This is a genomic window from Nocardia sp. NPDC059177 (assembly GCF_042755165.1).
Taxonomy (GTDB): domain Bacteria; phylum Actinomycetota; class Actinomycetes; order Mycobacteriales; family Mycobacteriaceae; genus Nocardia.
In genome coordinates this window covers 162,190-175,948 of sequence record NZ_JBHZBX010000003.1, presented here as the reverse complement: position 1 = coordinate 175,948, position 13,759 = coordinate 162,190, and the positions used below count along the sequence as shown (strand labels likewise).

The following is a 13,759-nucleotide window of genomic DNA, read 5'->3' as shown; positions in this document are numbered from 1 at the left end:
ATGACACGTCCGGCACGGACTCGACCGGTGCGCACGCGGCGCCCCAGGGTGACCACGCTGGCACAGCTGCTCGCGGCCGCCGCCGAGACCAACCCCGACGGTGTCGCGGTGGTGCTCGCCGACGCCACCCGCACGCTCGGCACCCGCACCTACGCCGAACTCGACGAGCAGTCGACCCGGATCGCCCGGCTGCTGATCGCGCGCGGTATCGGCGCGGGTGACCTGGTCGCCATCGGGATCTCGCGCTCGATCGAGTCGGTGCTGGCGGTGTGGGCCGTCACCAAGACCGGCGCCGGTTTCGTGCCGGTGGACCCGAACTATCCGCCGGATCGCGTGACGCACATGGTCACCGACTCCGGCGCTGTCTTCGGCCTGACCGTCGCCGCCGTCGCCGACCGCCTGCCCACCGAGGTGGACTGGCTGGCCATCGACGGTCCGCTCGCCGCCCCGCTGCTGGCCGAGGTCGCCGGCGAGCCGATCACCAATGCCGACCGGCTGCGCCCGGTCCGCGCCGAGGACCTCGCCTACCTCATCTACACCTCCGGCTCCACCGGCCTGCCCAAGGGTGTCGCGGTGAGCCAGGCCGGGCTGGCGCCGTTCTGCGAGGAGCAGCGCAGGCTCTACGGTGTCGAATCCGGTTCGCGCACATTGCATTTCGCCTCACCCTCGTTCGACGCGTCGCTGCTGGAACTGCTGCTGGCGATCGGTGCGGCGGCGACCATGGTGATCGTCGACCCCAGCGTGTTCGGCGGTGACGATCTGGCCGCGCTGCTGCGCCGCGAGCGGGTGAGTCACGCGTTCATCACTCCGGCCGCGCTGGCCTCGATCGACCCGGCCGGGCTCGACGATTTCCGGGTGGTGGCCGTCGGCGGTGAGACCGTCCCACCGGATCTGTTGCGCCGCTGGGCGATTCCACTGGCCGACGGGACACTGCGCGAATTCCACAATGTGTACGGGCCGACCGAGACGACCATCGTCACCAATATCAGTGTGCCGTTGAAGCCGGGTGACCCGCTCACCATCGGCGGGCCGATCGGCGGCGTCGCCGAATACGTCCTCGACGAGCGTCTCGGCCCCGTGCCGCCCGGGGTGACCGGCGAGCTGTACATCACCGGCGCCCAGCTGACCCGCGGCTACCACGATCGTCCCGGGCTGACCGCCTCCCGTTTCGTGTCGAACCCGTTCGACCCGGCCGGATCCCGGCTCTACCGCACCGGCGACCTGGTGCGCTGGACCGTCGACGGATCACTGGAATACGTGGGCCGCAACGACTTCCAGGTGAAGATCCGCGGTTTCCGGATCGAGCTCGGTGAGATCGACGCGGTGCTCTCGGCACACGAGAGCCTGGACTTCGCGGCCACTCTCGGCCACGAACTCGACAGCGGCGCCACGATTCTCGTGTCGTATGTGCACGCCGCGCCGGGCGCCACGGTCGACGCCGCCGCGCTCATCGCCCATACCGAGCGCAGCCTGCCCGCGCACATGGTCCCGACCGTGATCATGGCGCTCGACACCATCCCGCTGACCCCGGTCGGCAAGCTGGACCGCCGCGCACTGCCCGAACCGGTGCTCGAGCACGCCGAATTCCGCGCACCGAGCACGCCGGTGGAACAGATCGTGGCGGGGACCTTCGCCCAGGTACTCGACCTGGACGCCGACGCGGCGCTCGGCCTCGACGACGACTTCTTCGCCCTCGGCGGCAACTCGCTGCTGGCCACCCAGGTCGCCGCCCGCCTCGGCGCGGCGCTGGACACCGACTTCCCGGTGCGGTTGCTGTTCGAGGTGCCGACGGTCGGCGCGCTGGCCCAGCGGCTCACCGAAACCGCCGGTGCCGGTGCGCGTCCCGCGCTGGTGGCGGGGGAGCGGCCCGCGCGGATTCCGCTCTCGCTGGCCCAGCAGCGGATGTGGTTCCTCAACCAGTTCGACCCGGAGTCGGTGGCCTACAACATCCCGATGGCGGTGCGGCTGCACGGCGGTATCGACGTCGAGGCGCTGCGGGCCGCGGTCGGTGACCTGGTCGCCCGGCACGAGACGCTGCGCACGATCTATCCCGAGACCGGCGACGGGCCGGTGCAGCAGGTGCTGGCCGCGTCGGAGTCCACGCCGCAGCTCGAGGTGCGGCGGATCGCGCCCGAGCAGCTCGGCGCCGCCATCCACGAGCTCGGCTCCTCCGGGTTCGATGTGCGCGCCCAGGTGCCGGTGCGGGTCGCGCTGTTCCAGCTCGGCGCCGAGGAAGTGGTGCTGGCGGTGGTCGTGCACCACATCGCCGGCGACGGCTCCTCGCTGACGCCGCTGACCAGGGACCTGATGCTGGCCTACGGCGCGCGGTCGGCCGGGTCGGCCCCAGAATGGACGCCGCTGGCGGTGCAATACGCCGACTACGCACTGTGGCAGCGGGCGCTGCTCGGCAGCGAGGACGACCCGCGATCGCTGGCCTCGGCGCAGCTGGACTACTGGCGGACCGCGCTGGCCGGGCTGCCCGATCAGCTCGACCTGCCCGCCGACCGGCCACGCCCCGCCGTGCAGTCCTTCGCGGGCGGGCGCGTGTCGATCGAAATCGACGCCGCGACACACCGCGCGCTGGTGGCACTGGCCCGGCGGCAGGGCGCGACGCTGTTCATGGTGGTGCACACCGCGCTCGCGGTCACCCTCGCCCGACTGGCCGGCACCGACGATCTCGCCATCGGCACCCCCATCGCGGGCCGGGGCGAGGCGGCGCTCGACGACCTGATCGGCATGTTCGTCAACACCTTGGTCTTCCGCACCACCCTCACCCCCGGAGAGCCGTTCGCCGAACTGCTGGCCCGCCAGCGCGATATCGACCTGCAGGTCTTCGCCCACGCCGACCTGCCCTTCGAGCGCCTGGTCGAGGCGATCAACCCGGCTCGTTCGACCGCCCGGCACCCGCTGTTCCAGGTCGGCCTGTCGTTCCAGAACCTCACCCGCACCGGCCTCGAACTCGGTCAGGCCGCCGTCGAGGCGGTCGACGTGGACCTGGCCGTCTCGCAGTTCGACCTGCACGCCGTGGTCGCCGACACCTACGACGCCGACGGCATCGCCCAGGGCATCAGCGGCGTATTCACCTATGCCACCGACCTTTTCGACGCATCGACCGCACAGGACTACGCCGACCGGTTCGCGCGGGTCCTGCGGGCGGTCGCCACCGCCCCCGAACTGCCCGTCGACGCGATCGACCTGCTCTCCGCCGCCGAACGCGACCGAATCCTGCACGGCTGGAACGCCACCGGCCATCCCGTCCCGCCCACCACCCTCGCCGCCCTGTTCACGCAGACGGCCACCGCCCACCCCGGCGGCGTCGCGCTGGTCGCCCCGGACGGCGCGGAACTCACCTACAGTGCCTTCGCCGACCGGGTGAACCGCCTGGCCCGCCACCTGATCGCCCAGGGTGTCGGCGTGGAAGACCGTGTCGCCCTGGCCATTCGCCGCTCGGTCGACCTGGTCGTCGCCATGTACGCGGTCACCCAAGCCGGCGCCGCCTACGTCCCGATCGACCCCGACCAGCCCGCCGACCGCGTCGGCCACATCATCGACACCGCCGCCCCGGTCTGTGTACTGACCACTTCGCGCGAGGGATTCCAGCTGCCCGCCGATTCAGCGGCAACGGCGGCGCGGCTGGGCTTCTCGCCGGAGATGGCCACCGCAGCGGCAACGCCCGCGGCAGTCCACCCGGACGCCAGTGGTGCCGCCGATGCCGAACTCGGTCGGCAATCGCTGGTAGCTGGGTACGGCGCCGCGATGGACGACCGCGTGAATGCTGTTGGGCCAGGGGCAGACGTGTCGATGGACCACCGTGCGAATGGCGCTGGGCCAGAGGCGAACGTGTCGATGGGTGACCGTGCGGACGTCGCCGGGCGTGGCATCACATCGGTGATCGCGATCGATACGCTCGACCTGTCCACCGCTTCGGGTGCGCCGATCTTGGTGAACGAACGCCGCGGTGTCCTGCGGCCCGAGAACACCGCGTACGTGATCTTCACCTCTGGATCGACCGGTAAACCGAAGGGTGTGGCGGTCTCCCACGGCGCGATCGTCAACCAATTGCTGTGGAAGACCGAACGTTTCGGGCTCGGGCGCGCGGACTCGGTGCTGTTGAAGACCGCCGCGACCTTCGACCTCTCGGTGTGGGAGTTCTGGTCGGCGGCGGTGTGCGGGGGCCGGTTGGTCATCGCCACGGCGGATGGTCATCGGGATCCGGCCTACCTGCTCGGGATGCTGACCAGGCAGGCAGTCAGCACGCTGCACGTCGTGCCCTCGATGCTCGACGCCTTGCTCACCGAAGCCGGTGGGACACTCCCGGATTCGCTGCGCCGCGTCCTCGCCATCGGTGAGGCGCTCCCCGCCGCGACCGCGCAGCGTTTCCTCGCCGACAACACCGCCGCCCTGCACAACCTGTACGGCCCCACCGAAGCCGCGGTCTCCATCACCGACCACCGCGTCACCACCGCCGACCGCACGACGGTGCCGATCGGCGCCCCCGAATGGAACAGCCACGCCTACGTCCTGGACTCGCGCCTGCGCCCCGTCCCGGTCGGCGTCACGGGCGAGCTCTACCTCGCCGGCGCCCAGCTGGCCCGAGGCTACTTCGCCCGCCCCGACTTGACCGCCGACCGCTTCGTCGCCGACCCCTTCGCGGCTTCGGCGGAGTCGGTCGCTGTGGGGCCGTTCGCGGCGGCGGCCACTGACCGTGATCCGGCTTCGGCGGAGTCGACCGCTGCGGAGCTGTCTGCCGACCGGTTCGCGGCGCCTGCACGGTCCGCTGAGGATCACCGCCGGGGTGGCGCGCGGATGTATCGCACCGGTGACCTGGTCGCCTGGACCGCCGACGGCGAACTCGAATACCGTGGCCGGACCGACTTCCAGGTGAAGATCCGTGGCTTCCGGATCGAGCTCGGCGAGATCGAGGCCGCGCTGCTGGCCGCCCCGCAGGTCGCGCAGGCGGCGGTCCTCGCCCACCAGGATGCGCGGCTCGGTGACCGCCTGGTCGCCTATGTGGTGCCCGCGTCCGGGACCGAGCTGACCCCGGCCGGGGCGAGGGCCGCGGTGGCGCAGGTGCTGCCCTCCTACATGGTGCCCGCCGCCTTCGTCGTCCTCGACGCGCTGCCGTTGAACGCCAACGGCAAACTCGACCGCGCTGCGCTGCCCGCGCCGGTGCTCGAACCGCGCGTCTACCGGGCACCGGAGAGCGCGCACGAAATCGCCGTGGCCGAGGTGTTCGCCGACGTGCTCGGCGCGCAGCGTCCCGGCCTCGACGACGACTTCTTCGCCCTCGGCGGCAATTCCCTGCTGGCCACCCGTGTGGTCCATCACCTGCGCGAGCGCACCGGCGCCGAACTCACCGTCGCCGCCTTCTTCGCCGACCCGACCGTGGCCGGTCTGGCCGCCCGGCTCGGTGACGAGCACGCAGGCGCCGCCGACCTGGCCGCCGCGCTGTCGGTGGTCCTGCCGATCCAGCCGCACGGCACCCGCGCACCGCTGCTGTGCCTGCACCCGGTCTCCGGCCTGGCCTGGGCGTACGCGGGCCTGAAGCCGTATCTGCCCGATGACCAGCCGATCATCGGCATCCAGTCCCCGGCGCTGAGCGAACCGGATTTCCGGCCCGCCTCGCCCGCCGAGCTCATCGACCGCTATGTCGCCGAGATCCGCGCGGTCCAGCCGCACGGCCCCTACCAGCTGCTCGGCTGGTCGCTCGGTGGCGTGCTGGCCCAGGCGGTCGCCACCCGGCTGCAGGCCGCGGGGGAGACGGTGGCCTCGCTGACCATGCTCGACAGCGTGCCCGGCGCCGACCTGGCCGACTTCACCACCGAACTGCGGCACGCGCTGGTCGAGCTGGGTATCCCGGAGCACCTGCTGCCCGCCGCCGACCGGCTGACCGAGCTGAACGACGAGGCCGTGGCCGCCCTGCACACCGCGCTGGCCGGCGAGGTCCCGATCTCGCGGGCCCAGTTCGTCGGCATGTATCGCGGCGCGCTGCACGCGGTGGCCGCGGTGACGGCGTTGATACCGGATCGGTTCGAAGGTGATCTCACCTACTTCACCGCCCTGCGCACCCCGGAATCCCTGCGTGCGGGGGCCTCGCGATGGCGTCGGCACATCAGCGGCGTGATCGTCGATCACCCGGTCGACGCCGCCCATCACGACCTGCTCGGCCCGGCCGCGTCGGCCATGGTCGGACCGGTAACCGCGCAGGTCGTCGCACTTTCCGCGAGGTAGTCCGATAGCACCCCGTAACAGGCGGTCCGGGGATTACGATTTCGTTTCGAGAGAGTAGGTGTGTCGTGGCGCACACCGCGGCGACGGTCGGCGGTAGCAGGGTAGGTGTGGCTATGCTGTGTCCGAATCGGTCCGCCGGACGCGAGAGGTGTATTGGTCTGTGGAAAACTCCCGCCGCTCTGGCCGTGCCGGCAGGCGAAGGCCAACCGGCACATTGTTCGGCCAGTTGCTCACGGCCGCCGTCGAATCCGCGGCCGAGTCGATAGCTGTCCGCTACAACCCGACTGGGACCCCGGGCGGCGAGTGTGACCTGACCTATCGCGAGCTCGACGAGGAGTCTTCCCGGCTGGCGCGCGAGCTCATCGACCGCGGGGTCGGCGCGGGCGACGTGGTCGCCGTCGCGATCGCCCGCTCGGTCGAATCGGTGCTCGCGATCTGGGCCGTCGCCAAGGCGGGCGCGGCCTACGTGCCGGTCGATCCCAGCTATCCGAGCGAGCGGATCGACCACATCGTCGCCGATTCCGGCGCGATCGTCGGCCTGACCGCGGCCGTGCACCGGTCACTGCTCGGCACCGGCACGTACTGGATCGAACTCGACGACCCGGTGGTCGCCGAACGCATCGCGGCCCGGCCGTCGCACTCGGTGAGCTACGCCGACCGGGTCCGCCCGATCGACGAGCGGCACCCGGCCTATGTCATCTACACCTCGGGATCCACCGGCAAGCCCAAGGGCGTGGTGGTGACCCATGCCGGTCTCGCCGCGCTGGCCGCGGCCGAGCGGGAGCACTACGGTGTCGAGCCGGATTCGCGTGTGCTGCATGTGTGCTCGCCGAACTTCGACGTCTCGGTACTGGAGCTGCTGCTGGCCTTCACCAGCGGCGCCACCCTGGTCGTCTCGCCGCCGCGGGTCTTCGGCGGCTTCGAGCTCTCGGATCTGCTGCGCCGCGAACGCATCACGCACCTGCTGATCACGCCGGGCGCGCTGGAATCGGTCGACCCGGGCGGGCTGCCCGAGCTGCGCACGGTCGTGGTGGCCGGTGACCGGTTCGGGCCGGAGTTGATGGGTCGCTGGGCCACCGGCGAGCGGCGCTTCTACAACGGCTACGGACCGACCGAGGCCACCATCCTGGCCACCAGCACCGGCGCGCTGCGGGCCGGCGACCCGATCACCATCGGCGCCGCGGTGCCCGGCATGGGCCTGTACGTGCTCGACGCGCGGTTGCGGCCGGTGCCGGCGGGCGTCGTCGGCGAACTGTATCTGTCGGGTCCGGCGCTGGCGCAGGGCTATCTGGGCAAGCCGGGACTCACCGCGGAACGCTTCGTGGCCTCGCCGTTCGGTGCGGGCAGGCTCTACCGCACCGGCGATCTGGTGCGCAGGCTCGACCACGACGGCACCCTGGAATACCTGGGCCGCACCGACTTCCAGGTGAAGGTGCGCGGCTTCCGGATCGAACTGGGCGAGATCGACAACGCGCTCACCGCGCATCCCGACCTCGACTACGCGGTGACACTCGGCAAGGCCATGCCGTCGGGCGCGACCGGGCTGGTGTCCTATGTGCTGCCGCGGGTGGGTCGCACGGTCGACACCGGCGCGCTCGCGGAGTTCCTCGCCGAATCGCTGCCCGCGTACATGGTTCCGGCCGTCATCATGGTGCTCGACGCGCTGCCGCTGACCCCGGTGGGCAAGCTCGACCGGGCGGCGCTGCCGACGCCGGTTTTCACTGTGCGCGGTTTCCGCGCGCCCGCGACACCTGCCGAACAGGTGGTCGCCGATGTGTTCGCCGCACTGTTGCTGCGCGACGGCGCGGGCCGGGTCGGCGCGGACGACGACTTCTTCGATCTGGGTGGCGACTCGCTGCTGGCGGCCCAGGCGGTCGCCCGGATCGGCGCCGCGCTGGACGTGCGGGTGCCGGTGCAGGCGGTATTCGAGGCACCGACGGTCGCCGGCCTGGCGAACAAGGCTGAGCAGCACCGGGTTTCGGCCCGCGCGCTGGCGTTGACAGCGCGGCCGCGCCCCGAGGTGGTCCCGCTGTCCTACGCCCAGCAGCGGATGTGGTTCCTCAACCGCTTCGACCCGGACTCGGCCGTGGACAACATCCCCGTCGCCGTTCGCCTGTCCGGCCGCATCGACCTGCCCGCTCTGCGGGCCGCCGTCGCCGACCTGGTGACCCGGCACGAAGTGCTGCGCACGGTGTACCCGGTATTCGGTGGGCCGGCGACCACCGGACGTGACGCGGTGCTCGACGGCGAAGGCCACCAGGTGGTGCTCGCGGCCGGAGATCCTTCCGCCGCACCGGAATTCGAGGTCGTCGAGGTCGCCGAGAGCGAGCTCACCGAGGCGATCGCGGCGGCCGCGCTGACCGGTTTCGACGTCACTGTGACGCCACCGGTGCGGGTGCGGGTGCTGGTCTTGTCGGAGAACGAACATGTCGTCGTCTGCGTGGTGCACCACATCGCGGCCGACGGCTTCTCCTTCGCCCCGCTCACCCGGGATCTGCTCACGGCCTACGCCGAGCGCCGGGGCGGTGGCGCACCGCAGTGGACGCCGCTGCCGGTGCAGTACGCCGACTACACGCTGTGGCAGCGCGAACTGCTCGGCACCGAGGACGACCCGCACTCGCTGCTGGCCGCCCAGGTCGCGTTCTGGCGGTCGACCCTGTCCGGCCTGCCCGAACAACTCGAGCTGCCCGCCGACCGGCCGCGTCCCGCCGTGGCCAGCAGGCGCGGCGCCAGCATGAGCATCCAGATCCCCGCCTCGGTGCACGCCGGTCTGGCCGCGCTGGCGCGGGAGCACAACGCGACGCTGTTCATGGTGGTGCACACCGCGCTGGCGCTGCTGCTGGCCCGGCTCTCCGGCACCCGCGACATCGCCATCGGTACCCCGGTGGCCGGTCGTGGCGAGCAGGCGCTCGACGAGCTGATCGGCATGTTCGTCAACACCCTGGTCCTGCGGACCGAGGTGCACCCCGGTACCCGCTTCACCGACCTGCTCACCGAGGTCAGGGCGGGTGACCTGGCTGCCTTCGGGCACGCCGACGTGCCCTTCGAGCGGCTGGTCGAACTGCTCGAGCCGGTGCGTTCGACCTCCCGGCATCCGCTGTTCCAGGTGATGCTGACCTTCCAGAACCTGGCCCGCGCCGATCTGGCGCTGCCCGGCCTGGCCGTGTCCGGTGCCGACTTCACCGTGCCGCTGGCCAAATTCGATCTACAGGTGGAGCTGGCCGAGCACGTCGGCGCCGACGGCGCGCCGCAGGGGCTGGCGGTCTCGTTCGTCTACGCGACCGATCTGTTCGACCGGGCCACCGTCGTCGACTTCGCCGATCGCTGGTCGCGGGTGCTCGCCGCGGTGGTCGCCGATCCGGCCGTCCCGGTCGGCGACATCGACGTGCTCGCTCCCGGTGAGCGTGAACTCGTGCTGCGCGAAGGGAATTCGGCCGGTTTCGCCGTGCCCGAGGTGACGCTGGCCGACCTGATCACCGCGCAGGCGCAGCAGCGGCCCGAGGCGATCGCGGTACGCGCGGGGGAGCGGTCGCTGACCTTCGCCGAGCTGCTCGGCCGTGCCTCGGCGCTGGCCAGGGCGTTGATCGCGCACGGGGCCGGCCCGGAAACACTGGTGGCCGTAGCGGTTCCGCGTACCGAGGAGCTGCCGGTCGCCCTGCTGGCCGTGCTGCTGTCGGGGGCGGGATACCTGCCGATCGACTCCGGCTACCCGGCCCAGCGCCTGGACTACATTCTCGCCGACGCGAAACCGGCTGTGCTGCTGACGACTTCGGCCGAACGCGGACTGGTGCCCGCGCCGGGCCTGCCGGTGGTGCTGGCCGACGAGCAGTCCGCGTACGCCACCGCGCCGCTAAGCCCGGCCGAACGGCGCACGCCGCTGCGGCCCGATCACCTCGCCTACGTCATCTACACCTCGGGCTCCACCGGGCTGCCCAAGGGCGTCGGCGTCAGCCATCGCAATGTGCTGGAACTGTTCGCCAATACCCAGCTGCTGTTCGCCTTCGACGAAACCGACGTGTGGACGGTGTTCCACTCCTTCGCCTTCGACTTCTCGATCTGGGAACTGTGGTGCGCGCTGGCGGGCGGCTCCGCGGTGGTGGTCGTCGACCATCTCACCTCGCGCTCGCCGATCGAATTCCGCGAACTCCTGGACCGCGAACAGGTGACGGTGCTGAGCCAGACCCCCACCGCCTTCGCCCAGCTCGACGAGGCCGACCGGGCCGCCCAAGCCGCGGGTGCCGCGCCGCTGTCGCTGCGCTATGTGGTCTTCGGTGGCGAGGCACTCGACCCGCGCAAGCTGCACCGCTGGTACGACCGGTACGGAACCGGCCCGGACGCACCGCAATTGGTGAACATGTACGGCATCACCGAGACCACGGTGCACGTCTCGCACCTCGGTCTCGACATCGCCGCCGCCGAGCTGCCCGGCAGCCTGATCGGCCGAGCGCTGCCGGGTCTGTCGGTGGCCGTGCTCGACGACCGGCTGCGGCCGGTGCCGTTCGGCGTCGCCGGTGAGCTCTACATCGCGGGCAACCAGGTCTCGCGCGGCTACCTCGGCAAGCCGGGGCTGACCGCCACCCGCTTCGTCGCCGACCCGTTCGGTCCGCCCGGTGCCCGCCGCTACCGCTCCGGTGACCTCGGCCGCTGGATCGGTTTCCGCGGCACCCCGACACTGGAATACGGCGGGCGCGGCGACCAGCAGGTGCAGCTGCGCGGTTTCCGGATCGAGCCCGGCGAGATCGAGGCCGCGCTGCTCGGCGTGCCGGGAGTGGGGCAGGCCGCGGTCGTGGTGCGGGCCGACGAGCACGCCGGCGACCGGCTGATCGGCTATGTCGTCCCGGCCGCGGGCGCCGCCCTCGACCCCGTCGCGGTGCGCTCTGCCGTCGCCGAATTCCTCACCGGCTACATGGTTCCCGATGCCGTCGTACTGATCGACGACCTCCCGCTCACCGCCAACGGCAAGCTCGACCGGGCCGCCCTGCCCGCACCCGAGTTCACCGCCGCCGCGGTGTTCCGCGCGCCGTCCACGCCGATCCAGCTGAGCATCGCCGAGGTGTTCGCGACCCTGCTCGGTATCCCCGAGATCGGCCTGGACGACAACTTCTTCGACCGCGGCGGCAACTCGCTGCTGGCCACCAGGGCCATCGCCCGCATCGACCAGGCGCTCGGCGCCGACCTGGTGGTGCGCGACCTGTTCGAATCACCGACGGTGGCCACGCTGGCGAGCCGGGTGCGTCCCGGCGCGCTGGCCGCACCGCGCCCGCCGCTGATCCCGGCGCAGGAGCGCGGCATCATCCCGCTCTCGCCCGCCCAGCAGCGGATGTGGCTGCTCAACCGGATCGACCCCGATTCCCCGGCCTACAACATCCCCCTGGTACTGCGCCTGCGCGGCGCGCTGGACACCTCGGCGCTGCGCTACGCGGTCGCCGATGTGCTCGAGCGGCACGAGGCGCTGCGCACCAGGTTCCCCGCCGACGGTCCCGGCGCCGTGCCGTACCAGGACATCCTGCCGGTCAGCGCGGTGCTGCCGACCGGGCTGGTGGTCGAGGAGTGCGACGATCCGCGCGAACGCGTGATGCGGCTGCTGGCAGGCGGTTTCGATGTCGCCGAACGGGTTCCGTTGCGCGCGGGGCTGTTCACCGTCCCCGACGACGATCCGCTGGCCGAGGAAGAGCACGTGCTCGCGGTGGTGGTGCAGCACATCATCGCCGACGGCGGCTCGCTCGCGCCGCTGGCCCGCGACCTGGTGATCGCCTACCGGGCCAGGGTGGAAGGCCGCTCACCCAGCTGGGCGCCGCTGCCGGTGCAGTACGCCGACTACGCGCTCTGGCAGCGCGCGGTCCTCGGCGAGGAGACCGACGAGAACTCCACCGCCGCAAGGCAACTGGACTTCTGGCGGCACACGCTGGCCGGGCACGCGGGCACCGTCGACCTGCCGCACGATCACCCGCGCCCGCCGCACGCCTCGCTGCGCGGCGCCGATGTCACCACCTCGCTACCCGCCGACGTGCACGTGCGGCTCACCGAGATCGCCCGCGCGCACAATGCCTCGCTGTTCATGGTGGTGCACGCGGCGCTGGCGGTGCTGCTGGCGCGCGTCTGCGGCAGCGACGACGTCACCATCGGCACCCCGATCGCGGGGCGCGGTGAGCCCGAACTCGACGACCTGGTCGGCATGTTCGTCAACACGCTGCCGCTGCGCACCGAGGTGGCGCCGCAGCGCGGCTTCGACGAATTGGTCGCGGCTGCACGCGAAGTCGACCTGTCCGCGTTCGCCCACGCCGACCTGCCGTTCGAGCGGATCGTCGAGGAGGTGGCCCCCACCGGCACCGTCTCGCACAACCCGCTGTTCCAGGTGGTGCTCTCCTTCCACAACAACGAGGCGCCGGTGCTGCGGCTGCCCGGGCTGACCATCGAGGCGATGGACCTGGCCGCCCGGCCCGCCAAGTTCGACCTGCAGGTCAATGTCGAACCACGGCTCACCGCCGCCGGTGAGCCCGACGAGGTGGGCATCGTCTTCACCTACGCCACCGACCTTTTCGACGAGCACACCGTCGCGATGTTCGTCCGCGGGCTCACCGAGATCATCACCGCTGTGGCCGCCGACCCGGCCGTGCGCATCGGCGACATCGACCTGCGCGATGCCAGGGAACGCGAACGCGAGCTCACCGCCGCGGCCTACGCGCCCGCGCCCTCGGCCAACGGCGCCGCCCTGGCCCAGGAACTGGCCTCGGCGGTCGAGGAAGACCCCGAGGCGCCCGCCATCGAGCTGGGTGACACGGAGCTGACCTATCACGAATTCGACGCCCGCTCCTCGCAATTGGCGCGCTCGCTGATCGCGCGCGGCGCCGGCCCCGGCAACGGTGTCGCGGTGCGGCTCGACCGTGGCGTGCAGGCGGCGATCGCGACCTGGGCGGTGCTCAAGGCAGGCGCCGCGGTGGTGCCGCTGGCCCAGCTCGACGCCGAACTGCCCGACGGGCTCGAGGTGAAACTCGGACTGACCCTGGACATCTTCGACGTGCCCGACGGTCTGGACTGGTACGACCTGGCCGACCCGGCGCTCGAGGCCGAGCTGGCCGCCGAATCGCCGCGCCCGATCGGCTACGCGCACCGCACCAGGGCCCTGCGCGGCGACGATGTGGCCTTCGTCGGCGCGGGCCGCGCGCTCAGCTACGACGAGCTGGCCGGCGCGGGCCAGCGGGTGGCCGAACGGACCGGGCTGACCTTCGAATCGCGCACCCGCGCCGCGGGCCGACCCGATTCGGTGGCCGCGGTGCTCGAGATCGTCGCGGCCGGGATCGCGGGGGCGACCCTGGTGCTGGCACCCGAGGACGGCTCGGACGAGGTCAGCCACGTGTTCACCGAGTCGGCGGTCGCGGTGGCGGCACCGGGCGACGGAGCCGGCGCGACGATCGTGGCGATGAGTGAGATGATCGGCAGCGCCGGGGTGCCGCAGCAGCGGCGCGCGGTGATCGGGATGGATGGATAGGTGGAACGCGCATGACCGGGCAGCGACTTGACCTCAGCG

Annotated in this window: 2 protein-coding genes; both read left to right on the top strand. The window is 71.7% G+C overall.

All coding sequences use genetic code 11. The annotated features are described in order from the left end of the window. Nucleotides 1-27 precede the first annotated feature (27 nt). Nucleotides 28-6,231, top strand: coding sequence for an amino acid adenylation domain-containing protein (locus ACFXK0_RS05665; protein WP_379408794.1), 6,204 nt, complete (start codon nt 28-30; stop codon nt 6,229-6,231). 160 nt (nt 6,232-6,391) lie between these two features. Next, complete coding sequence (locus tag ACFXK0_RS05660) at nt 6,392-13,720, top strand: amino acid adenylation domain-containing protein (RefSeq protein ID WP_379408626.1); 7,329 nt, start codon at nt 6,392-6,394, stop codon at nt 13,718-13,720. The last annotated feature ends 39 nt before the right edge of the window (nt 13,721-13,759 follow it).